Below are 24,103 nucleotides of genomic sequence, written 5' to 3' on the forward strand. Positions count from 1 at the left end.
ATTTCCGGCGCCCCGCCGGTAGCAAAACGCCTATTCATCATGACTATGTTGCAGTTCTATAAACGTTCACAACAATTTGTTTTTATTTCGCTTTTTGCGCTTGCATTTATTTTGTGTAGCCAGGCTCCGGCTTTTGCGCGCGCGGCTGGTGGCGACTTGCCAACCAAAGCAGACGTGCAGGCCCAGTTGGATGCGCTTAATAAACAAAAAGATCTCTCTGCCCAGGATAAATTAGTTCAGCAGGATCTGACCGACACCTTAGCGACGCTCGATAAAATCGACCGGGTAAAAGAAGAAACGGTGCAACTGAAACAAAAAGTTGCCCAGGCCCCGGAAAAAATGCGTCAGGCTACAGATGCGTTAACCACCCTGAATGACGTGGATAACGACCAGGAAACGCGCACAGTTCTTCGTACGCTTTCTTTGCGCCAGCTTGAATCCCGCGTGGCTCAGGTACTGGATGAGTTGCAGAATGCGCAAAACGATTTGGCCGCTTATAACAGCCAGCTTGTATCGCTGCAAACCCAGCCAGAGCGCGTACAAAACTCCATGTACAACGCTTCTCAACAGCTGCAGCAAATTCGTAACCGTCTGGATGGCACAGAAGTTGGTGAAACCGAGTTGCGTGCGACGCAAAAAACGTTACTCCAGGTTCAGCAGGCTCTGCTAAATGCACAGATTGATCAGCAGCGTAAAAGTCTGGAAGGCAATACTATTTTGCAGGATATGCTGCAAAAGCAACGTGATTATGTGACCGCGAATAGCACGCGCCTTGAACATGAACTTCAGTTATTGCAGGAGGCCGTTAACAATAAACGTCTCACCTTAACTGAGAAGACGGCGCAGGAAGCGGTCTCGCCGGATGAAACTGCGCGTATTCAGGCTAACCCGCTGGTGAAGCAGGAGCTGGAAATAAACCAGCAGTTGAGTCAGCGTTTGATTACCGCGACCGAAAACGGTAATCAGCTGATGCAGCAAAACATCAAAGTCAAAAACTGGCTTGAGCGGGCGCTGCAATCGGAACGTAATATCAAAGAGCAGATTTCTGTCCTGAAAGGCAGCCTGTTGTTGTCTCGTATCCTTTATCAGCAACAACAAACGCTGCCCTCGGCGGATGAACTGGAAAACATGACCAACCGCATCGCGGATTTGCGTCTCGAACAGTTTGAAGTCAACCAGCAGCGTGATGCGCTCTTCCAGAGCGATGCGTTCGTTAACAAACTGGAAGAAGGTCACGCCAACGAAGTTAACAGTGAAGTTCATGACGCATTACTCCAGGTTGTGGATATGCGTCGCGAACTGCTGGATCAGCTTAATAAACAGTTGGGTAACCAGTTGATGATGGCCATTAACCTGCAAATCAACCAGCAGCAGTTAATGAGCGTATCGAAAAACCTGAAATCCATCCTGACTCAGCAAATCTTTTGGGTGAACAGTAACCGTCCGATGGACTGGGACTGGATCAAAGCGTTCCCGCAAACGCTGAAAGATGAATTTAAGTCGATGAAGATCACGGTAAACTGGGAAAAAGCCTGGCCAGCCGTCTTTATCGCTTTCCTCGCTGGTTTGCCACTGCTATTAATTGCCGGGCTGATCCACTGGCGTCTGGGGTGGCTGAAAGCATATCAACAAAAACTGGCTTCCGCTGTGGGTTCCCTGCGTAACGACAGCCAGCTCAACACACCAAAAGCGATCCTTATCGACCTGATCCGTGCGTTGCCGGTGTGCCTGATTATTCTCGCGGTTGGCCTGATTCTGTTGACCATGCAGCTCAACATCAGCGAACTGCTATGGTCGTTCAGCAAAAAACTGGCGATTTTCTGGCTGGTGTTTGGCCTGTGCTGGAAGGTACTGGAGAAAAACGGTGTTGCCGTACGTCACTTCGGTATGCCGGAACAGCAGACCAGCCACTGGCGTCGACAAATTGTCCGCATCAGTCTCGCGTTGCTGCCAATCCATTTCTGGTCAGTGGTGGCAGAACTATCCCCACTGCATCTGATGGATGATGTGCTGGGGCAGGCGATGATTTTCTTCAACCTGCTGCTGATTGCCTTCCTGGTGTGGCCGATGTGCCGCGAAAGCTGGCGTGATAAAGAGTCGCACACCATGCGACTGGTCACCATTACCGTACTGTCGATAATCCCGATTGCGTTGATGGTGCTGACTGCTACAGGCTACTTCTACACTACGCTGCGTCTGGCAGGACGCTGGATTGAAACCGTTTATCTGGTGATCATCTGGAACCTGCTCTACCAGACAGTACTGCGTGGCTTAAGCGTAGCGGCGCGGCGTATCGCCTGGCGTCGTGCGCTGGCGCGTCGACAGAATCTGGTGAAAGAGGGCGCGGAAGGTGCTGAACCGCCGGAAGAACCCACCATTGCACTGGAGCAGGTTAACCAGCAGACGCTGCGTATTACCATGTTGCTGATGTTTGCGCTGTTCGGTGTCATGTTCTGGGCGATTTGGTCCGATTTGATCACCGTATTCAGCTATCTTGACAGCATCACGCTCTGGCATTACAACGGCACTGAAGCCGGTGCTGCGGTGGTGAAAAACGTCACCATGGGCAGCCTGCTGTTTGCAATTATCGCCTCAATGGTAGCCTGGGCGTTAATTCGCAACCTGCCTGGTTTGCTGGAAGTGCTGGTGCTCTCGCGACTGAATATGCGCCAGGGCGCGTCGTATGCCATTACTACCATCCTTAACTACATCATTATTGCCGTTGGTGCGATGACGGTGTTCGGATCGCTGGGCGTCTCGTGGGATAAACTCCAGTGGCTGGCGGCAGCATTATCCGTAGGTCTTGGTTTTGGTTTACAGGAGATCTTCGGTAACTTCGTCTCCGGTTTGATTATCCTGTTCGAACGTCCGGTGCGCATTGGCGATACGGTAACCATTGGTAGCTTCTCGGGTACGGTCAGCAAGATCCGTATTCGTGCGACAACGATTACCGATTTCGATCGCAAAGAAGTGATCATCCCGAACAAAGCGTTTGTTACTGAGCGTCTCATCAACTGGTCGTTAACCGACACCACCACTCGTCTGGTGATTCGTCTGGGCGTGGCCTATGGCTCCGATCTGGAAAAAGTGCGTAAAGTATTGCTGAAGGCGGCGACTGAGCACCCAAGGGTGATGCACGAACCCATGCCGGAAGTCTTCTTTACGGCATTTGGTGCCAGCACGTTGGATCATGAGCTGCGTCTGTATGTGCGTGAACTGCGTGACCGTAGCCGTACTGTCGATGAGCTGAACCGTACTATTGATCAGCTGTGCCGTGAAAACGACATCAACATTGCCTTTAACCAGCTTGAAGTGCATTTGCACAACGAGAAGGGCGATGAAGTAACGGAAGTGAAACGTGACTACAAGGGCGACGATCCAACGCCTGCGGTAGGGTAAGGACAATAAAGGGCGACAGTGATGCCGCCCTTTATTTTTTACTCGCTTTGCGAAGCCTCATCGCTCTGTAACTTCTTTTCATAATCACGCTTAACAATATCCAGCGCGCGCAGCACGGTACTGGCAGGGATCTGATTTTCTTCCAGCAGGACAATTAAATCGACGGCCAGTTTGACATCGTCAGGGGCATTTTCCAGTGACATATTCTCTCCATTGTTAGCGGGTTAAACGCGCTAACCTGTTTTCGATTTTTTCCAGCGCATGGCGACACCGCGCAAGGCGCGCTTCATAGGCTTCCACTTCACGATGCAGCGTTTGTTGTTCCACGAGTTCGGCCGCTTGCGCCAGACGGGCTCTACGTTCGGCAACCATCTCACGAAGTCGCCGCTCAAAATCCTGATGCTGAATACGTTTACGCTGCCAGCGGGCAATTTTCGGTGGCGCACTGTCCCACTCGCGCAATGACCAGGCGGCGGCTTCACGCGCTATGGCTTCCAGTTGTGCTGCCAGATGTTCCGCCAACCAGGCCACTTGCGGCAGTTGCTGTTGCTCAACTGCATGGCGAAGCGCGGACAAATTATCTCCCGCTTCCTCCAGGCACGCCTGTAGAGTTGTCGCACGGGTTTGAAAAAGGTGCCTGTCGAAACGGGCGCTTAGCGTGGCGAACTGCGCCACCGGGGCACAACGCTGGCGCAGCGTGGCGAGCTGACCTTCCAGTTTTTCCAGCAGCAGGGCGGTTTTCACGATAAGACCTCAATGAAAATGATAATTGTTATGCTAAAGTAGCCACTCTGTAAGCTGACTACACATAATATGCAACGAATCATTTTAATCATCATTGGCTGGCTGGCGGTAGTACTGGGTACGCTGGGCGTGGTATTACCGGTATTACCAACGACGCCGTTTATCCTGCTGGCGGCCTGGTGCTTTGCCCGTTCTTCCCCGCGCTTTCACGCCTGGTTGCTGTACCGCTCATGGTTTGGCAGCTATCTACGTTTCTGGCAGAAATATCATGCGATGCCACGCGGTGCAAAGCCTCGGGCGATATTCATTATTTTACTGACTTTTTCGATTTCACTTTGGTTCGTGCATATGACGTGGGTGCGTATTCTGTTGTTGGTGATCCTCGGTTGTTTGCTGATTTTTATGTGGCGAATCCCGGTGATTGATGAAAAGCAATAAAAACGGCAAAGCACAACAATCGCTGTTGCAATTATCGCCCACAGCCAGTACATTCTGGCGTTTTCGAGCACAGGCGCAGGCGGTCAAAGGTTAAACAACTGTTACTTTTGACTCGTTTAAAACGCGCCGTGAGTACCACCGTAACAAGCAGGCATACACTTATGACCGCGACTGCACAGCAGCTTGAGTATCTCAAAAATAGCATCAAAAGCATTCAGGACTACCCAAAACCCGGCATTCTGTTCCGCGATGTCACCAGCTTACTGGAAGACCCGAAAGCTTACGCTCTCAGCATCGATTTACTGGTTGAGCGTTACAAAAATGCGGGCATTACCAAAGTTGTCGGCACTGAAGCGCGTGGCTTCTTGTTCGGCGCTCCGGTAGCATTGGGTCTGGGCGTTGGTTTTGTGCCGGTACGTAAACCTGGCAAACTACCGCGCGAAACTATCAGCGAAACTTACGAGCTGGAATACGGCACCGATAAGCTGGAAATCCATGTCGATGCCATTAAACCAGGCGACAAAGTACTGGTGGTGGACGATCTGCTGGCAACCGGCGGCACTATTGAAGCGACGGTTAAACTGATCCGCCGTTTAGGTGGTGAAGTGACTGACGCTGCGTTCATTATCAACCTGTTCGATCTCGGCGGTGAACAGCGTCTGGAAAAACAGGGCATTACCAGCTATAGCCTTGTCCCGTTCCCGGGCCATTAATTATCGCCAGTCTTGTGCTGCCCACGCTACAGACAGCACAAGATGTGCATTCAGCCTCGCCGTTCTGACGGGGCTGTGTTAGCATTACCCCTTCGTGAATCCACCTTCCAGCGTTTCAGAGCCTGCCAATGAGTTATCAGGTCTTAGCCCGAAAATGGCGCCCACAAACCTTTGCTGACGTCGTCGGCCAGGAACATGTGCTGACCGCACTGGCGAACGGCTTGTCGTTAGGGCGTATTCATCATGCTTATCTTTTTTCCGGCACCCGGGGCGTCGGAAAAACCTCTATCGCCCGACTGCTGGCGAAGGGGCTAAACTGCGAAACTGGCATTACCGCGACGCCGTGCGGCGTGTGCGATAACTGTCGTGAAATCGAGCAGGGGCGCTTTGTCGATCTGATTGAAATCGACGCCGCCTCGCGCACCAAAGTTGAAGACACTCGTGACCTGCTGGATAACGTCCAGTACGCGCCAGCGCGTGGTCGTTTTAAAGTTTATCTGATCGACGAAGTGCATATGCTGTCGCGCCACAGCTTTAACGCACTGTTAAAAACCCTTGAAGAACCGCCGGAGCACGTCAAGTTTCTGCTGGCGACGACCGATCCGCAGAAATTGCCGGTGACGATTTTGTCACGCTGTCTGCAATTTCATCTCAAAGCGCTGGATGTCGAGCAAATTCGCCATCAGCTTGAGCACATCCTCAACGAAGAACATATCGCTCACGAGCCACGGGCGCTGCAACTGCTGGCGCGCGCCGCTGAAGGCAGCTTGCGAGATGCCTTAAGTTTAACCGACCAGGCAATTGCCAGCGGTGACGGACAGGTTTCAACACAAGCGGTCAGTGCGATGCTGGGTACGCTTGACGACGATCAGGCGCTGTCGCTGGTTGAAGCGATGGTTGAAGCCAACGGCGAGCGTGTAATGTCGCTGATTAATGAAGCCGCCGCTCGTGGTATTGAGTGGGAGGCCTTGCTGGTGGAAATGCTCGGCCTGTTGCACCGCATTGCAATGGTGCAACTTTCCCCTGCTGCGCTGGGCAACGACATGGCCGCCATCGAGCTGCGGATGCGTGAACTGGCGCGCACCATACCGCCGACGGATATTCAGCTTTACTATCAAACGCTGTTGATTGGTCGCAAAGAATTACCGTATGCGCCGGACCGCCGCATGGGCGTTGAGATGACGCTGTTGCGCGCACTGGCGTTTCATCCGCGTATGCCGCTGCCTGAGCCAGAAGTGCCACGCCAGTCTTTTGCGCCCGTCGCGCCAACGGCAGTAATGACGCCAACCCAGGTGCCGCCGCAACCGCAATCAGCTCCGCAGCAGGCACCGACTGTACCGCTCTCAGAAACCACCAGCCAGGTGCTGGCGGCGCGCCAACAACTGCAGCGCGCACAGGGAGCAACCAAAGCAAAAAAGAGTGAACCGGCAGCCGCTACCCGCGCGCGGCCGGTGAATAACGCTGCGCTGGAAAGACTGGCTTCGGTCACCGATCGCGTTCAGGCGCGTCCGGGGCCATCGGCGCTGGAAAAAGCACCAGCCAAAAAAGAAGCGTATCGCTGGAAGGCGACCACTCCAGTGATGCAGCAAAAAGAAGTGGTCGCCACGCCGAAGGCGCTGAAAAAAGCGCTGGAACATGAAAAAACGCCGGAACTGGCGGCGAAGCTGGCGGCAGAAGCCATTGAGCGCGATCCGTGGGCGGCACAGGTGAGCCAACTTTCGCTACCAAAACTGGTCGAACAGGTGGCGTTAAATGCCTGGAAAGAGGAGAGCGACAACGCAATATGCCTGCATTTGCGCTCCTCTCAGCGGCATTTGAACAACCGCGGTGCACAGCAAAAACTGGCTGAAGCGTTGAGCACGTTAAAAGGTTCAACGGTTGAACTGACTATCGTTGAAGATGATAATCCCGCGGTGCGCACGCCGCTGGAATGGCGTCAGGCGATATACGAAGAAAAACTTGCGCAGGCGCGCGAGTCCATTATTGCGGATAATAATATTCAGACCCTGCGTCGGTTCTTCGATGCGGAGCTGGATGAAGAAAGTATCCGCCCCATTTGATCGTAAGCACAGCTTACGTTCGTCATCCTTAACGTGATTGAGAGAGAAACCTATGTTTGGTAAAGGCGGTCTGGGTAACCTGATGAAGCAAGCCCAGCAGATGCAAGAAAAAATGCAGAAAATGCAGGAAGAGATCGCGCAGCTGGAAGTGACCGGCGAATCTGGCGCAGGTCTGGTAAAAGTGACCATCAACGGTGCACACAACTGCCGTCGCGTAGAGATCGACCCGAGCCTGCTGGAAGACGACAAAGAGATGCTGGAAGACCTGGTGGCTGCAGCATTCAACGACGCAGCACGTCGTATTGAAGAAACGCAGAAAGAAAAAATGGCCTCTGTATCCTCCGGAATGCAGCTGCCGCCTGGCTTTAAGATGCCGTTCTGATGCAAACCAGCCCGCTGTTAACACAGCTTATGGAAGCACTGCGCTGTCTGCCGGGCGTGGGCCCGAAGTCGGCGCAGCGTATGGCGTTCACGCTGCTTCAGCGCGATCGTAGCGGCGGGATGCGTCTGGCGCAGGCGCTCACCCGGGCGATGTCGGAAATCGGCCACTGCGCCGATTGCCGCACCTTCACCGAACAGGAAGTCTGTAACATTTGTTCGAATCCGCGTCGTCAGGAAAACGGCCAAATCTGCGTGGTGGAGAGTCCGGCGGACATCTACGCCATTGAGCAGACCGGTCAGTTTTCAGGCCGTTATTTTGTGTTGATGGGGCACCTGTCACCGCTGGACGGCATCGGTCCGGATGATATCGGGCTTGATCGTCTGGAACAGCGTCTGGCAGAGGAAAAAATCACTGAAGTGATCCTCGCCACCAACCCCACGGTTGAAGGTGAAGCTACCGCTAACTACATTGCCGAGCTTTGCGCGCAATATGACGTGGAAGCCAGCCGAATCGCTCATGGCGTACCGGTTGGCGGCGAACTGGAAATGGTCGATGGCACCACGCTGTCACACTCCCTTGCCGGGCGTCATAAGATTCGTTTTTAAGCAAACGAGAGCAGGATCACCTGCTCTCGCTTGAAATTATTCCCCCTTGTCCCCATCTCTCCCTCATCCTGTTTTTAACCTTAAAATGGCATTATTGAGGTAGACCTACATGAAAGGACAAGAAACTCGTGGTTTTCAGTCAGAAGTGAAGCAGCTTCTGCACCTGATGATCCATTCTCTCTATTCCAATAAAGAAATCTTCCTGCGTGAGCTTATCTCTAACGCCTCCGATGCGGCGGACAAGCTGCGTTTCCGCGCGCTCTCTAACCCGGACCTGTACGAAGGTGATGGCGAACTGCGCGTTCGTGTCTCTTTCGATAAAGACAAGCGTACGCTGACCATCTCCGATAACGGCGTGGGGATGACCCGCGACGAAGTGATTGACCATCTGGGGACTATCGCTAAATCCGGCACCAAATCATTCCTCGAATCCCTGGGTTCTGACCAGGCGAAAGACAGCCAGCTGATCGGTCAGTTCGGTGTTGGTTTCTACTCTGCGTTTATCGTGGCCGACAAAGTGACCGTGCGTACTCGCGCGGCAGGCGAAAAACCAGAAAACGGCGTCTTCTGGGAATCGGCTGGCGAAGGTGAATATACCGTTGCCGACATCACCAAAGAAGATCGTGGTACTGAAATCACCCTGCATCTGCGTGAAGGCGAAGACGAGTTCCTCGATGACTGGCGCGTGCGCTCTATCATCAGCAAATACTCCGACCATATCGCGCTGCCGGTAGAGATCGAAAAACGCGAAGAGAAAGACGGCGAAACCGTTATCTCCTGGGAGAAAATCAACAAAGCGCAGGCGCTTTGGACCCGTAACAAGTCGGAAATCACCGACGAAGAGTACAAAGAGTTCTACAAACACATCGCTCACGACTTTAACGATCCGCTGACCTGGAGCCACAACCGCGTTGAAGGTAAGCAGGAGTACACCAGCCTGCTGTACATTCCGTCGCAGGCACCCTGGGATATGTGGAACCGCGATCATAAACACGGCCTGAAACTGTATGTTCAGCGTGTGTTCATCATGGACGACGCAGAACAGTTCATGCCGAACTATCTGCGCTTCGTGCGTGGTCTGATTGACTCCAGCGATCTGCCGCTGAACGTTTCCCGTGAAATCCTCCAGGACAGCACCGTAACCCGCAACCTGCGCAATGCGCTGACCAAGCGTGTGCTGCAAATGCTGGAAAAACTGGCGAAAGACGATGCGGAAAAATACCAGACCTTCTGGCAACAGTTTGGCCTGGTACTGAAAGAAGGTCCGGCGGAAGATTTCGCTAACCAGGAAGCGATCGCCAAACTGCTGCGGTTTGCTTCTACCCATACCGACTCTTCTGCGCAGACCGTGTCTCTGGAAGACTACGTTTCCCGCATGAAAGAAGGGCAGGAGAAAATCTACTACATCACCGCAGACAGCTACGCGGCAGCGAAGAGCAGCCCGCACCTGGAACTGCTGCGTAAGAAAGGCATCGAAGTTCTGCTGCTTTCCGACCGCATCGACGAGTGGATGATGAACTATCTGACTGAGTTCGACGGTAAACCGTTCCAGTCTGTGTCTAAAGTTGACGAGTCGCTGGAAAAACTGGCTGACGAAGTTGATGAGAGCGCGAAAGAAGCGGAGAAAGCACTGACTCCGTTCATCGACCGTGTGAAAGCCCTGCTCGGCGAGCGTGTGAAAGATGTCCGTCTGACCCACCGTCTGACCGATACGCCAGCGATTGTCTCTACCGACGCGGACGAAATGAGCACTCAGATGGCGAAACTGTTCGCTGCGGCGGGCCAGAAAGTGCCAGAAGTGAAATACATTTTCGAACTGAACCCGGATCACGTACTGGTGAAACGTGCGGCAGATACTGAAGATGAAGCGAAGTTCAGCGAGTGGGTAGAACTGCTGCTAGATCAGGCGCTGCTGGCAGAACGCGGCACGCTGGAAGATCCGAACCTGTTTATTCGTCGTATGAACCAGCTGCTGGTTTCCTGATACTGGCGATAAATTAGAATGTTGCGTCGCCCCTGGGCGGCGCAATTTTTTGACTATTGTAAAAATATTCTACGTCAAAAATAATTACTATATATATCAAGGTGATATTCATTGTCATTGACTACTATTACCTTGGGAGGTATATCAAAAAATAGTGTTAAATCATAAGATCCCTGCTCTCTGAAAATACTCTCTATAAAGAATGGAAAATTATCCACCTCCATAACTATTTGTAATCTTCCTTCAAAGATAAGCCAGCAACTAAAAATTTTATCTGTACCTGATAATGTTATTAAATAACGCATTAAAAGGTTTATATCCACCGGATGAGGTAAATAGATTCTATTGTTAGTAGAGTCTATTACATATGATTTTTCGATCTCTTTTTTCACTTGTGGGGAAATTTTGTGTAATAGATATAAATTAAAAAAATTAATTCCATCAAGATGCTGTATAAATTTGTTTGCTTTATAAATAAGAAACTTTGCTTGTGTTTTTGTCATGGTGGTAATGACTATGAATTTTCATGACACTTAATATGTCTATGGTATATCGCGTTAAGATAAAAATATCTTTTCAATATATCTATCAATTCTTGAGCTAATTTTAGAAATAAGGGTTTTATCTTCATTTGGCCAGGAGAGTATTGCCCCTTGCAGATTATCATGTAGAACAAAAAGGCCATACGCAATTTCTTTATCAATAACGTTTGTATCACAATATAATATCTGAATGTCTTCCAGAGTTTTATATAATGTGCTAATTAATTCATTATCAAAATCATCCGTGGATCTGAATGTAAGGATAAAGGAAGCAATCATATCGGTAAATTTATTAACTTGTTCCATTGAAGGTAACGTTCCGGTGAACTCACATTTTCAAATTTTTCCAGCCCTGTAGCATCACGGTTATGTGTATTCCGTGAGATAGAAACATGACCACCCACTCCACCACGAAAAAATTCATGATGATGTGTCTTACTCCTGAAAATATTTTCTCTGCTTTCCTCGACAATTTCCAGTATGAGAGATGATTGCTTGACTACAAATTATTACTTATAATTTTTCCATTTTCTGCCAACTCTAAAAAAACATCGAATGAAATTGCTATTTGTTTTACTTCATCTATATCCAGGTCACCAAAATTTACGGAAGATATTCTGGTGTGTTCTGGATTACGATAATCCAGTAAAAAACATATCGGCCCACCATCAGAACCAAAAGCCATGAACTGTTCACCTAGATAATGATTGATTAAATAACCATCATTTAATTCCTTGATTTCGTCTAATGGCCACAAGGAAATGTAAATATTGTGAAATTTACCTGCTCCACCGTTAGACCACAGAAAAAACTCTCTCATATCTTCTGGAAAACGATGCGTGAAATTGGACTCTAACAACATCATATCTTTTTCTGACAAAGAATCATATTTTGTCCAAAATGGTTTTATCTGTTCTATGATTTTTTCCACTTTATAGTACTCATGATTCGTTAAAATATTAACAGGATTTTCACCCATACGATTAATATATGGTAATTTAATCTAAAAAATATATTTGGCTGGTGAAGCTATCTGGTGCATATATTCACACCATATATATTTTCCGAAGGCAGTTGCGCTACCGCCATACCCTGATAAAACTCACCATCTGCACGAAACGGATTTTACGCTTTTTCTCGTGACGAAATAGCTAATTCTCAATTCAATTAACATCCACTGCATTATCTGACCAATCACTCCTTCTCCGGTAGCCCGATAACAAACCTTGTTCCCCGCGCATCTGACGTTACTGCAACCGTGCCTTTATGCGCGACAACAATTGATTTCACTATCGCCAGCCCAATGCCGCTACCTTCGCCTTTTCGCTGGCGGGAAGGATCAACGCGGTAGAAACGGTCAAACAAACGCGGTAAGTGTTCGGGCGCAATGGGCGTACCGGGGTTTTCGACGGTAACTTGCACCTGGTGATCGACCGTCTGACAGCGTACTACAATTGCCTCTCCGGGTGGCGTATAACGCAGGGCATTAGAAAGCAGGTTGCTTAACGCCCGACGCAGCATCAGCGGATCGCCCGCAACCTGACATTTGTCGCCAACAAACCGTAGTGCTACGCCGCGATCTTCCGCTAACGCCTCGAAAAAATCGAACACTTTGCCAACTTCATCCGCCAGGTTGAGCATTTTCTTTTCGGGGATTAACTGGTTGTTATCGGCCTGAGCGAGAAACAGCATATCGCTGACCATTTTCGCCATTCGCGTCAGCTCTTCGAGATTAGAGTAGAGCACATCTTCCAGCTCCTTCTGGCTGCGCGACTGGCTGAGGGCGATTTCCGTTTGCGTTATGAGATTCGTAATCGGCGTGCGAATTTCGTGGGCGATATCCGCTGAGAAATTAGACTGGCGGGTAAAGACATCCTCGATACGCTCGATCATATGGTTGAACGACAGCACCAGTTGTTCGAGTTCAATGGGCACGGTCTGTGGATCGAGGCGAACGTCGAGATCTTTCGAGGTAATGTTCTGGATTTGACGGCTGACGCTGCGAATTGGCGCGTGGCCTTTATGTACCGCCAGCAGCACGATAAAGACGATCAGGATGCTGATGATCGATGCGGTCATAATAAGTTTATTCATCAAATCATTAATGTAATGAAGATGAAAATCGATAGACAGCGCGATGTAGAGCGTATAAATCGGTTTGCCGTCCACCAACGGGCCAACCGGCAAGTTAATCATCCGCCAGTTGCTGTGTTCCATATGCCCGTGACCGTGACCGTGGCCTGGTATCATCATTGTCGGGCCGGAAAGGAGATACACCTCGCCGCTCCGAGCGTCTTTATCGGGTATGGCATCACGTGCAAACTCGCGGATATCCGGCGCACCGGGGGAGAGATACACCGTTTTACCGTGGCTATCTGCCAGAGAAATCAACATGTTGGAATAACCACTGACGATATCTTCCAGCGTCATTAAGCGTCGGGCTTGTGTCTCTTCGGGATGATTAAGAACACGCCTGAATGTGGCGCTAATCTCTTTTAAATCATTAATATCCTGCTCGGCAAAATGCACTTTTACCGAGTGGATCATGATCCAGGCAAAGACGAAAAACGCTGCAATGGTGGCAAGGCTGATAAAAAAGGTCAGGCGGGTTGCCAGCGAAAACGGGCGCTGAAACGGCTTACTGGCCATCCGGCACCTCAAGCATATAGCCTACGCCGCGCACGGTCTGAATTAGCTTTGGCTCAAAGTCGTTGTCGATTTTGCCGCGCAGCCGCTTCACCGCCACATCAATGGCGTTAGTGTCGCTGTCGAAATTCATGTCCCACACCTGCGAGGCGATAAGCGAGCGGGGCAGCACTTCGCCCTGATGGCGAAGGAAAAACTCCAGCAGGGTAAATTCTTTACTGGTCAAAGTGATGCGCGTGCCGCTGCGGGTGACTTTGCGGCTGACCAGATCAACCATTAAATCGGCAACCTGAAACTGACTTTCGATAATTACCGCCGCTCCGCGCCGCAGTAGAGTCCGCACCCGCGCCAGCAGTTCAGCAAAAGCGAACGGCTTCACCAGATAGTCATCCGCTCCCAGCTCCAGCCCCTTGACGCGATGTTCAATGGTGCCAAGCGCGGTAAGCAACAGAATCGGCATCCCTTTATTGGCGGAACGCAACATGCGCACAATATCCCAGCCGTTCACGTCCGGCAGCATAATATCGAGGATTATCAGGTCATAATCACCTGTCATCGCCAGATGGTATCCATTCAGCCCGTTATCGGCCAAATCAACCACAAAACCGGCCTCGGTTAACCCTTTGGTTAAGTATTCGCCGGTTTTCTTTTCATCTTCGACAATCAACAGTTTCATATTTCCTCCGCATGTTGCCCGGGCAATTCTAGAGTAGCGGGATCAGATGGCAATCGCTTATTGGCAAAATGACAATTTTGTCATTTTCCTGTCACCGGAAAATCAGAGCCTGGCGTGTAAAGTTGGCGGCATAAAATCACCAGAAATAATGTGCCTATGTCTCCTTGTAAACTTCTGCCATTTTGTGTGGCCCTTGCGCTAACCGGTTGTTCACTGGCACCGGAATATCAGCGTCCGGCAATGCCCGTGCCGCAGCAGTTCTCACTCAGCCAGAACGGCCTGGTTAACGCGGTAGATAACTACCAGAACGCGGGCTGGCGCACCTTTTTTGTTGATAATCATCTGAAGACGCTGATTAGCGAGGCGCTGGTGAATAACCGGGATTTGCGCATGGCGACGCTGAAAGTTCAGGAAGCGCGAGCGCAATATCTTCTGACCGATGCCGACCGCTACCCACAACTCAATGGCGAGGGCAGCGGTAGCTGGAGCGGCAATCTTAAAGGCGATTCAGCTACGACGCGGAAGTTCTCGACTGGCCTTAACGCCCGCTTTGAACTCGATTTTTTCGGTCGCTTAAAGAACATGAGCGAAGCCGAGCGACAAAATTATTTAGCCACTGAGGAAGCTCAGCGCGCGGTGCATATTCTGCTGGTTTCTAATGTCGCGCAAAGCTATTTCAATCAGCAGCTGGCGTATGCGCAATTGCAAATAGCCGAAGAAACGCTGCGTAATTATCAGCAGTCATATGCGTTTGTTGAAAAACAACTGTTGACCGGTAGCAGCAATGTTTTGGCGCTGGAACAGGCTCGCGGGGTGATAGAAAGTACCCGCAGTGATATCGCTAAACGTCAGGGGGAACTGGCGCAGGCGAATAATGCATTGCAACTGTTATTGGGAAGCTACGGCAAGCTGCCGCAAGCGCAGACAGTAAACAGCGACAGCCTGCAAAGCGTTAAATTGCCGGCGGGCTTGTCGTCGCAAATCTTATTGCAGCGCCCTGATATTATGGAAGCTGAACACGCGTTAATGGCGGCTAATGCCAATATTGGTGCTGCGCGTGCGGCATTTTTCCCGTCTATAAGCCTGACCAGCGGAATATCGACCGCCAGCAGCGATCTGTCATCATTATTTAACGCCAGCAGCGGGATGTGGAATTTTATTCCTAAAATTGAGATCCCCATTTTTAATGCCGGACGCAACCAGGCCAATCTGGATATCGCCGAAATTCGCCAGCAGCAGTCGGTGGTGAATTATGAACAGAAAATTCAGAACGCCTTTAAAGAAGTGGCAGATGCGCTTGCATTACGTCAAAGCCTGAACGATCAAATTAGCGCCCAGCAGCGTTATCTGGCGTCGCTGCAAATTACTTTGCAACGGGCGCGGGCATTATATCAGCACGGCGCGGTAAGTTATCTGGAAGTGCTGGATGCCGAGCGTTCCTTATTTGCAACCCGACAAACTTTACTCGACCTGAATTATGGCCGTCAGGTTAACGAAGTTTCCTTATATACCGCCCTGGGTGGCGGTTGGCAGCAATAAATTTTAACTCCAGGAGAGAATAATGAAAAAAGCACTGCAAGTCGTAATGTTCAGTCTGTTTACTGTTATTGGCTTTAATGCCCAGGCTAACGAACATCATCATGAAACCATGAGCGAGGCACAACCACAGGTCATTAGCGCCACCGGTGTGGTAAAAACTATTGATCTGGAAAGCAAAAAAATCACCATCCACCACGATCCGATTGCCGCAGTGAACTGGCCGGAGATGACCATGCGCTTTACCATCACCCCGCAGACGAAAATGAGTGAAATTAAAACTGGCGACAAAGTAGCGTTTAATTTTGTCCAGCAGGGCAACCTTTCTTTATTACAGGATATTAAAGTCAGCCAGTAACCCAGGTTTAATGAGATGAAAAAAATCGCGCTTATTATCGGCAGCATGATCGCGGGCGGTATTATTTCTGCGGCAGGTTTTACCTGGTTTGCAAAGGCTGAACCGCCCGCAGAAAAAACGCCGACCGCAGAACGTAAAATATTATTCTGGTACGACCCGATGTATCCCAATACGCGGTTCGATAAACCAGGTAAATCGCCGTTTATGGATATGGATCTGGTGCCGAAATATGCCGATGAAGAGAGTTCTGCGTCTGGTGTGCGCATTGACCCGACCCAGACGCAAAATCTGGGGGTGAAAACGGCGACCGTCACGCGCGGGCCGCTGACTTTTGCCCAGAGTTTCCCAGCGAATGTGAGTTACAACGAGTATCAGTTTGCCATTGTGCAGGCCCGCGCAGCTGGGTTTATCGACAAGGTGTATCCGCTTACCGTGGGCGATAAAGTGCAAAAGGGCACACCGCTTCTCGACCTGACCATTCCCGACTGGGTGGAAGCGCAGAGTGAGTATTTACTGCTGCGCGAAACCGGCGGGACGGCGACCCAGACTGAAGGCATTCTTGAGCGGCTGAGACTGGCGGGAATGCCGGAGGCGGATATTCGCCGCCTGATCGCCACGCAAAAAATCCAGACTCGCTTTACGCTCAAAGCGCCCATTGATGGCGTGATCACCGCGTTTGATCTGCGCGCGGGAATGAATATCGCCAAAGATAACGTGGTAGCGAAAATTCAGGGTATGGACCCGGTGTGGGTCACTGCAGCGATCCCGGAGTCCATCGCCTGGCTGGTGAAAGATGCCTCGCAGTTTACGCTCACCGTTCCGGCGCGACCGGATAAAACGCTCAGCATCCGCAAATGGACCCTTCTACCCGGCGTGGATGCCGCGACCCGCACGCTGCAGCTGCGTCTGGAAGTCGACAACGCCGACGAGGCGCTAAAACCGGGAATGAACGCCTGGTTGCAACTCAACACCGCCAGCGAACCGATGCTGCTCATTCCGTCACAGGCACTGATTGATACTGGTAACGAACAGCGGGTGATTACCGTTGATGCTGACGGGCACTTTGTACCGAAACGCGTTGCTGTTTTCCAGGCGTCGCAAGGCGTCACCGCGCTACGTTCTGGTCTGGCGGAAGGTGAAAAGGTGGTTTCCAGCGGCCTGTTCCTGATCGATTCCGAAGCCAATATTTCTGGCGCACTGGAGCGAATGCGCTCTGAAAGTGCTACCCATGCGCATTGAGGGAATAACCAATGATTGAATGGATTATTCGTCGCTCGGTGGCGAACCGTTTTCTGGTGCTGATGGGCGCGTTGTTTCTGAGTATCTGGGGCACCTGGACTATCATTAACACGCCAGTGGATGCGCTGCCGGATCTCTCCGATGTGCAGGTGATTATTAAAACCAGCTATCCCGGTCAGGCACCGCAAATCGTTGAAAATCAGGTGACTTATCCGCTAACCACCACCATGTTGTCGGTACCTGGCGCGAAGACTGTGCGCGGTTTCTCGCAGTTTGGCGACTCTTATGTATATGTCATTTTCGAAGATGGCACCGATCCGTACTGGGCGCGCTCGCGGGTGCTGGAGTACCTCAACCAGGTACAGGGTAAGCTGCCTGCGGGAGTCAGCGCCGAGTTGGGGCCAGATGCCACGGGTGTTGGCTGGATCTATGAATACGCGCTGGTGGATCGCAGCGGTAAGCACGATCTGGCCGATTTACGCTCATTGCAGGACTGGTTTCTCAAATATGAGCTAAAAACCATCCCTGACGTTGCGGAAGTGGCGTCGGTAGGTGGTGTGGTGAAAGAGTATCAGGTGGTTATCGATCCCCAGCGCCTGGCGCAATATGGCATCAGTCTCGCCGAAGTAAAAAGCGCGCTGGATGCTTCAAACCAGGAAGCGGGCGGTTCGTCGATCGAACTGGCGGAAGCGGAATATATGGTACGCGCCAGCGGCTATCTGCAAACGCTCGACGACTTTAATCACATCGTTTTAAAAGCCAGCGAAAATGGCGTGCCCGTTTATCTGCGTGATGTTGCGAAGGTCCAGATTGGCCCGGAGATGCGCCGGGGCATTGCCGAACTCAATGGTGAAGGCGAAGTGGCGGGCGGGGTGGTGATCCTGCGCTCCGGCAAAAACGCCCGTGAAGTGATCGCCGCCGTGAAGGACAAACTGGAAACGCTGAAAAGCAGTCTGCCGGAAGGCGTGGAGATAGTTACAACATACGATCGCAGCCAGCTCATTGACCGCGCCATCGACAACCTCAGCGGCAAGTTGCTGGAAGAGTTTATTGTAGTGGCGATGGTCTGCGCGCTGTTTCTCTGGCATGTGCGCTCGGCACTGGTGGCGATTATTTCGTTGCCGCTGGGGTTGTGTATTGCTTTTATTATCATGCACTTCCAGGGGCTGAATGCCAATATTATGTCGCTGGGCGGTATTGCGATTGCCGTCGGGGCGATGGTCGATGCCGCTATCGTCATGATCGAGAATGCGCATAAACGGCTGGAAGAGTGGCAGCACCAGCATCCTGACGCCACGCTGGATAATAAAACGCGCTGGCAGGTGATCACCGATGCATCTGTTGAAGTGGGGCCAGCGCTGTTTATCAGTCTGCTGATTATCACGCTGTCGTTTATCCCGATCTTCACCCTGGAAGGGCAGGAAGGGCGTCTGTTTGGCCCGCTGGCGTTCACCAAAACGTATGCGATGGCGGGCGCGGCGCTGCTGGCGATCGTAGTGATCCCCATCCTGATGGGCTACTGGATCCGTGGCAAAATTCCACCGGAAAGCAGTAACCCGCTCAATCGCTTTTTGATTCGTGTTTATCATCCGCTATTGCTGAAAGTACTGCACTGGCCGAAAACCACGCTGTTGGTGGCAGCGCTTTCGGTGCTGACGGTTCTCTGGCCGCTCAATAAAGTTGGCGGAGAATTTTTACCGCAGATCAATGAAGGCGACTTGTTGTATATGCCATCGACACTGCCGGGGATTTCCGCAGCGGAGGCGGCGAGTATGCTGCAAAAAACCGACAAGCTGATTATGAGCGTACCTGAAGTGGCGCGGGTATTTGGCAAAACCGGGAAAGCGGAAACCGCCACCGACTCCGCACCGCTGGAGATGGTAGAAACGACCATCCAGCTTAAGCCACAGGATCAGTGGCGGCCAGGCATGACGATGGACAAAATCATTGAGGAATTGGATAACACCGTGCGTCTGCCGGGGCTGGCAAATCTGTGGGTGCCGCCAATTCGTAACCGTATCGATATGCTCTCAACCGGCATTAAAAGCCCCATCGGCATTAAAGTTTCCGGCACTGTGCTGGCGGATATCGACGCGATGGCGGAGCAAATTGAAGAAGTGGCGCGAACGGTGCCAGGCGTGGCTTCTGCTCTTGCTGAGCGTCTGGAAGGTGGGCGCTATATCAACGTTGAGATTAACCGTGAAAAAGCCGCGCGTTACGGTATGACGGTGGCGGATGTGCAGTTGTTTGTGACTTCTGCGGTGGGCGGGGCGATGGTTGGCGAAACGGTCGAAGGGATTGCCCGTTATCCAATTAATCTGCGTTATTCGCAAAGCTGGCGCGATAGCCCACAGGCGCTGCGCCAGCTACCGATCCTGACGCCGATGAAGCAGCAAATCACCCTGGCAGACGTGGCCGACGTTAAAGTCTCTACCGGACCGTCGATGCTGAAAACCGAGAATGCGCGCCCGACAAACTGGATTTATATCGATGCCCGCGATCGTGACATGGTGTCGGTGGTTCACGATTTGCAAAAAGCGATTGCCGAGAAAGTGCAGTTAAAACCGGGCACCAGCGTGGCATTCTCCGGGCAGTTCGAGTTGCTGGAGCGTGCCAACCACAAGCTGAAACTCATGGTGCCGATGACGTTGATGATCATCTTCGTGCTGTTGTATCTGGCGTTCCGTCGGGTGGGCGAAGCGTTGCTGATTATCAGCAGCGTACCGTTTGCGCTGGTGGGCGGCATCTGGTTGCTGTGGTGGATGGACTTTCATCTTTCCGTGGCAACGGGCACTGGCTTTATCGCCCTCGCGGGAGTCGCCGCCGAATTTGGCGTGGTGATGCTGATGTATTTACGTCACGCCATAGAGGCAGAGCCATCCCTGGATAACCCGCAAACATTCAGCGAGCAGAAGCTGGATGAGGCGTTGTATCACGGCGCAGTGCTGCGTGTGCGCCCGAAAGCGATGACGGTGGCGGTGATTATCGCGGGTCTGCTGCCGATTTTGTGGGGAACGGGGGCAGGTTCAGAGGTGATGAGCCGGATTGCCGCGCCGATGATTGGCGGCATGATCACCGCACCTTTGCTGTCGCTGTTTATTATCCCGGCGGCGTATAAGCTGATGTGGCTGCACCGACATCGGGTACGGAAATAAAAGCAGGATACCCGGTTTAACCGCGTGGATTGTGTCTTGCGACGATGGGCACTAAATGTTAAAAGGTGCCCCTCAACAAAAAAGTCACACAGGGGAAAGGCGTGAAAAACGCGTCAACCGTATCGGAAGATACTGCGTCGAATAAAGAGCCGACGCTTCATCGCGGATTACATAACCGTCATATTCAACTGATTGCGCTGGGTGGCGCTATTGGTACTGGTCTGTTTCTTGGCATTGGCCCGGCGATTCAGATGGCAGGTCCGGCTGTATTGTTGGGCTACGGCGTCGCCGGGATCATTGCTTTCCTGATCATGCGCCAGCTTGGCGAGATGGTGGTTGAGGAGCCGGTATCCGGTTCGTTTGCCCACTTTGCCTATAAATACTGGGGACCGTTTGCGGGCTTTCTCTCAGGCTGGAACTACTGGGTGATGTTCGTACTGGTGGGGATGGCTGAGCTGACCGCTGCGGGCATCTATATGCAGTACTGGTTCCCGGATGTTCCAACGTGGATTTGGGCTGCCGCCTTCTTTATTATCATCAACGCCGTTAACCTGGTGAACGTGCGCTTATATGGCGAAACTGAGTTCTGGTTTGCGCTGATTAAAGTGCTGGCGATCATCGGTATGATCGGCTTTGGCCTGTGGCTGCTGTTTTCTGGTCACGGCGGTGAGAAAGCCAGTATCGACAACCTTTGGCGCTATGGTGGTTTCTTTGCCACGGGCTGGAATGGGCTGATTTTGTCCCTGGCGGTGATCATGTTTTCCTTTGGCGGTCTGGAGCTGATTGGGATTACTGCTGCTGAAGCGCGCGATCCGGAAAAAAGTATTCCAAAAGCGGTAAATCAGGTGGTTTATCGCATCCTGCTGTTTTATATCGGTTCACTGGTGGTTTTACTGGCGCTCTATCCGTGGGTGGAAGTGAAATCTAACAGTAGCCCGTTTGTGATGATTTTCCATAATCTCGACAGCAATGTGGTGGCTTCTGCGCTGAATTTCGTCATTCTGGTGGCATCGTTGTCGGTCTATAACAGTGGGGTTTACTCCAACAGCCGCATGCTGTTTGGCCTTTCTGTGCAGGGTAATGCGCCGAAGTTTCTTACCCGCGTTAGCCATCGCGGTGTGCCGATCAACTCGCTGATGCTTTCCGGGGCGATCACTTCTCTGGTGGTGCTGATTAACTATCTGCTGCCGCAAAAAGCGTTTGGTCTGCTGATGGCGCTGGTGGTGGCAACGTTGCTGTTGAACTGGATTATGATCTGTCTGGCGCATCTGCGTTTTCGCGCGGCGATGCGACGTCAGGGGCGTGAAACACAGTTTAAAGCGCTGCTTTATCCATTCGGCAATTATCTCTGCATTGCCTTCCTCGGCATGATTTTGCTGCTGATGTGCACGATGGATGATATGCGCTTGTCAGCGATTTTGCTGCCAGTGTGGATTGTGTTCCTGTTTGTGGCGTTTAAAACGCTGCGTCGGAAGTAAGGCGTTCACGCCGCATCCGACAAAACGAAGTCAACCATCTGAATCCGCTCTTATCCATTCGATGAGAGCGGATTTTTTAATTACTGCTTAAATGCACCCGCCAGAGAGCGAATATCATTGCCGGTTGGTGACTGATGAAGCCGCAGACCAAACTCTTCGACAATCGCAAATATGTGGTCGAATATATCAGCCTGAATACTTTCATATTCCAGCCACACCACGGTGTTGGTAAACGCATAGATCTCGAGCGGTAAACCGTTATCACCAGGAGCTAGTTGGCGTACCATTAAGGTCATATCTTTACGAATCCGCGGATGGTTACGTAGATATTCGTTCAGATAGGCGCGAAAGGTTCCAATATTGGTCATTCGACGCAGGTTTAATACCGACTCTGTAGAACCTTGCTGGCGATTCCACTCATTAATTTCCTGATGGCGGCTGGTTAAATAAGGTTTTAACAAATGCGCTTTATTCAGACGTTGCATTTCGTCTTCATCAAGAAAATGAATACTGGTGACATCAATGCTGATACTGCGTTTAATACGTCGCCCGCCGGATGCTGACATCCCGCTCCAGTTTTTAAAGGAGTCAGAAACCAGAGACCAGGTAGGAATAGTGGTAATGGTATTGTCCCAGTTACGCACTTTGACGGTGGTTAACCCAATATCGATCACCGCGCCATCCGCGCCGTATTTCGGCATCTCCAGCCAGTCGCCCAGTTTCAGCATATCGTTCGCGGAAAGCTGAATACCTGCCACCAGACCAAGAATCGGATCTTTAAATACCAACATCAGCACGGCAGCCATTGCACCAAGACCGCTGATCAGAATCGCTGGCGATTGACCAATCAGCAGCGAAATCATCAAAATGCCGACCAGAATCGCGCCGATCAGTTTAATCCCCTGAAATATCCCTTTCAGCGGTAACTGAGACGCCGCCGGGAATTTCTGCGTCAGATTCAAAATAACATCCAGCAACGAGAAGACTGAAAGCAGTGCATACATCATGATCCACAACTGCGCGCAGGTGGTCAGAATATCAGCCGCTTCGGTGCCTTTTTGCAGCCAGAATACCGCCTGAATATTGACGATAATCCCCTGCAAGGTGAAAGCTAAACGGTGGAAGAGTTTATTCTGGGTAATGATTTGCAACCATAGCCGTGAACTGGCGATGGCACGTTTTTCGAAGGTCCGTAGTACTACCCAGTGCAAAATAATATGCACTACAACGGCAGTCAGAAAAATAATACCGAAAATCATCACCATCGAGGTGGTGTGATCAAACTCAATACCCGCTAAATCTTCAACCTGGGATATTAAATCCTGCATAACGTCTCCTTTATACAACAGCGGCCTATGATGACGGTTGAAGCAGGGTTATGCAAATAAGGAAAATCTGAGGAGAAATAGCCGGGCGGATGCCCGGCAAAGGAGAATTACACTTCAGTTATGGTGATGTTTTGCGGCAGACGGGATTTCGGCAGTGTAGCGTTGAAATCTTCGACGCTGTGATGACCTACCGGAACAACCACCAGGCTGGTGTAGCCTTTCTCTTTCAAACCGAATTCTTCATCGAGGATTGCTGCGTCAAAACCTTCGATGGGCACCGCGTCCAGACCCAGCGCCGCAACGCCCAGCAGGAAGTTACCGACATTGAGGTAAACCTGTTTTGCCATCCACTCAGCATCATCATGCAGATCTTTACGGTGCATATCGGCGAAGAATTTGCGGCCTTTATCGTTCGCGGCTTTCGCTTCCGGCGTGGCAAAGCGGCCATCGGCATCTTCCTGGTCAACAACCTGTTTCAGCCAGGCATCGTCCATCGCGGTTTTCGCGCAGAACACCACGACGTGCGAGGCATCAAGCATTTTGCGCTCGTTGAACACGTAATTATCGGCGGCGGATTTGGCAACACGCGCTTTGCCTTCTTCCGTGCTGGCAACAATAAAATGCCACGGCTGGGAGTTGGTGCTGGATGGGCTGTATTGCAGAAGAGTTTTGATCTGCTTGGCCTGTTCCGGGGTAAGTTTTTTGCTGGCATCAAATGCCTTAGTGGAATGACGCTTTAAGGCGACAGAAATGATATCCATAAAGACTCCATGTGTAAGTAATTTTGCGTGCCAGCAGATTACAAGGTTCAACGAGAAAT

At 51.2% G+C, this 24,103-nt stretch carries 21 protein-coding genes and 1 other annotated feature; of the genes, 12 read left to right on the forward strand and 9 right to left on the reverse strand.

The genetic code is table 11. The features are described from left to right. Positions 1-39: 39 nt before the first annotated feature. Positions 40-3,399, forward strand: coding sequence for a mechanosensitive channel MscK (gene mscK / locus K0335_RS13275; RefSeq protein WP_046080586.1), 3,360 nt, complete (start codon positions 40-42; stop codon positions 3,397-3,399). A gap of 38 nt (positions 3,400-3,437) precedes the next feature. On the opposite strand, the gene rsmS is transcribed toward mscK, so the two are convergent. Together rsmS and priC are read right to left on the reverse strand one after the other, a co-directional pair. Further along, a complete protein-coding gene (gene rsmS / locus K0335_RS13280) occupies positions 3,438-3,602 on the reverse strand; it encodes a pleiotropic regulatory protein RsmS (RefSeq protein ID WP_000051151.1) in 165 nt (54 codons plus the stop codon). A 13-nt stretch (positions 3,603-3,615) separates the two neighbouring features. Next, positions 3,616-4,143, reverse strand: a complete 528-nt coding sequence (gene priC, locus K0335_RS13285; RefSeq protein WP_104919332.1) for a primosomal replication protein N'' — start codon at positions 4,141-4,143, stop codon at positions 3,616-3,618. A gap of 69 nt (positions 4,144-4,212) precedes the next feature. Here priC and K0335_RS13290 point away from each other — a divergent pair, with 69 nt between their 5' ends. From K0335_RS13290 to htpG, 6 genes are all read left to right on the forward strand, one after another. Continuing rightward, positions 4,213-4,581, forward strand: coding sequence for a DUF454 family protein (locus tag K0335_RS13290; RefSeq protein ID WP_001188907.1), 369 nt, complete (start codon positions 4,213-4,215; stop codon positions 4,579-4,581). A gap of 161 nt (positions 4,582-4,742) precedes the next feature. Further along, entirely contained in the window at positions 4,743-5,294 is a 552-nt protein-coding gene (gene apt, locus K0335_RS13295; RefSeq protein WP_046076571.1) for an adenine phosphoribosyltransferase, read from the forward strand. A 128-nt stretch (positions 5,295-5,422) separates the two neighbouring features. Next, positions 5,423-7,354 (forward strand): DNA polymerase III subunit gamma/tau, encoded by a 1,932-nt coding sequence (gene dnaX / locus K0335_RS13300; protein WP_000122034.1) that lies wholly within the window; start codon positions 5,423-5,425, stop codon positions 7,352-7,354. Next, positions 6,687-6,751 (forward strand) — a sequence feature (DnaX frameshifting element). It overlaps the preceding gene by 65 nt. A 52-nt stretch (positions 7,355-7,406) precedes the next feature. Beyond that, positions 7,407-7,736 (forward strand): YbaB/EbfC family nucleoid-associated protein, encoded by a 330-nt coding sequence (locus tag K0335_RS13305; protein ID WP_000467098.1) that lies wholly within the window; start codon positions 7,407-7,409, stop codon positions 7,734-7,736. After that, positions 7,736-8,341: a recombination mediator RecR gene (gene recR / locus K0335_RS13310; RefSeq protein ID WP_001195025.1), complete on the forward strand. Its 606-nt coding sequence runs from the start codon at positions 7,736-7,738 to the stop codon at positions 8,339-8,341. Before K0335_RS13305 ends, recR begins: the two co-directional genes overlap by 1 nt. A 109-nt stretch (positions 8,342-8,450) precedes the next feature. Beyond that, entirely contained in the window at positions 8,451-10,325 is a 1,875-nt protein-coding gene (htpG, locus tag K0335_RS13315) for a molecular chaperone HtpG (protein WP_000678201.1), read from the forward strand. Between the two features lie 74 nt (positions 10,326-10,399). Here the strand turns inward: htpG and K0335_RS13320 are convergent, their stop codons facing one another. From K0335_RS13320 to cusR, 5 genes are all read right to left on the reverse strand, one after another. Beyond that, the gene (locus tag K0335_RS13320) at positions 10,400-10,828 is read right to left on the reverse strand and encodes a hypothetical protein (RefSeq protein WP_000169378.1); all 429 of its coding nucleotides are present in this window, start codon (positions 10,826-10,828) and stop codon (positions 10,400-10,402) included. 54 nt (positions 10,829-10,882) lie between these two features. After that, on the reverse strand, positions 10,883-11,173 hold the full coding sequence (locus tag K0335_RS13325) for a hypothetical protein (RefSeq protein WP_000438672.1): 291 nt from the start codon (positions 11,171-11,173) through the stop codon (positions 10,883-10,885). A 193-nt stretch (positions 11,174-11,366) separates the two neighbouring features. Next, the gene (locus K0335_RS13330; protein WP_223685600.1) at positions 11,367-11,798 is read right to left on the reverse strand and encodes an SMI1/KNR4 family protein; all 432 of its coding nucleotides are present in this window, start codon (positions 11,796-11,798) and stop codon (positions 11,367-11,369) included. 263 nt (positions 11,799-12,061) lie between these two features. Further along, entirely contained in the window at positions 12,062-13,516 is a 1,455-nt protein-coding gene (gene cusS, locus K0335_RS13335) for a Cu(+)/Ag(+) sensor histidine kinase CusS (RefSeq protein ID WP_000157205.1), read from the reverse strand. Beyond that, positions 13,506-14,189 carry a copper response regulator transcription factor CusR gene (cusR, locus tag K0335_RS13340; protein ID WP_000770953.1) on the reverse strand — a complete coding sequence of 228 codons (684 nt, stop codon included), beginning with the start codon at positions 14,187-14,189 and terminating at the stop codon, positions 13,506-13,508. Before cusR ends, cusS begins: the two co-directional genes overlap by 11 nt. A 156-nt stretch (positions 14,190-14,345) precedes the next feature. Here cusR and cusC point away from each other — a divergent pair, with 156 nt between their 5' ends. The 5 genes from cusC to pheP all read left to right on the forward strand — a co-directional run bounded on the left by cusC (position 14,346) and on the right by pheP (position 21,955). Then, positions 14,346-15,728, forward strand: coding sequence for a Cu(+)/Ag(+) efflux RND transporter outer membrane channel CusC (gene cusC, locus K0335_RS13345; RefSeq protein ID WP_219393862.1), 1,383 nt, complete (start codon positions 14,346-14,348; stop codon positions 15,726-15,728). Between the two features lie 22 nt (positions 15,729-15,750). Further along, positions 15,751-16,083 (forward strand): Cu(+)/Ag(+) efflux RND transporter periplasmic metallochaperone CusF, encoded by a 333-nt coding sequence (gene cusF, locus K0335_RS13350; protein WP_000709886.1) that lies wholly within the window; start codon positions 15,751-15,753, stop codon positions 16,081-16,083. Positions 16,084-16,098: 15 nt separating this feature from the next. Further along, entirely contained in the window at positions 16,099-17,322 is a 1,224-nt protein-coding gene (gene cusB, locus K0335_RS13355; protein WP_000717099.1) for a Cu(+)/Ag(+) efflux RND transporter periplasmic adaptor subunit CusB, read from the forward strand. An 11-nt stretch (positions 17,323-17,333) separates the two neighbouring features. After that, positions 17,334-20,477 carry a Cu(+)/Ag(+) efflux RND transporter permease subunit CusA gene (gene cusA, locus K0335_RS13360; RefSeq protein WP_219393863.1) on the forward strand — a complete coding sequence of 1,048 codons (3,144 nt, stop codon included), beginning with the start codon at positions 17,334-17,336 and terminating at the stop codon, positions 20,475-20,477. Positions 20,478-20,578: 101 nt separating this feature from the next. Continuing rightward, positions 20,579-21,955, forward strand: coding sequence for a phenylalanine transporter (pheP, locus tag K0335_RS13365; protein ID WP_000786298.1), 1,377 nt, complete (start codon positions 20,579-20,581; stop codon positions 21,953-21,955). An 80-nt stretch (positions 21,956-22,035) separates the two neighbouring features. On the opposite strand, the gene ybdG is transcribed toward pheP, so the two are convergent. Continuing rightward, complete coding sequence (gene ybdG, locus K0335_RS13370; protein ID WP_104917841.1) at positions 22,036-23,283, reverse strand: mechanosensitive ion channel YbdG; 1,248 nt, start codon at positions 23,281-23,283, stop codon at positions 22,036-22,038. 107 nt (positions 23,284-23,390) lie between these two features. Continuing rightward, positions 23,391-24,044, reverse strand: coding sequence for an oxygen-insensitive NAD(P)H nitroreductase (nfsB, locus tag K0335_RS13375; protein ID WP_000351492.1), 654 nt, complete (start codon positions 24,042-24,044; stop codon positions 23,391-23,393). Between the last annotated feature and the right edge of the window lie 59 nt (positions 24,045-24,103).

Source organism: Escherichia sp. GZ89 (assembly GCF_019366485.1).
In the GTDB taxonomy this organism is placed as follows: Bacteria; Pseudomonadota; Gammaproteobacteria; order Enterobacterales; family Enterobacteriaceae; genus Escherichia; species Escherichia fergusonii.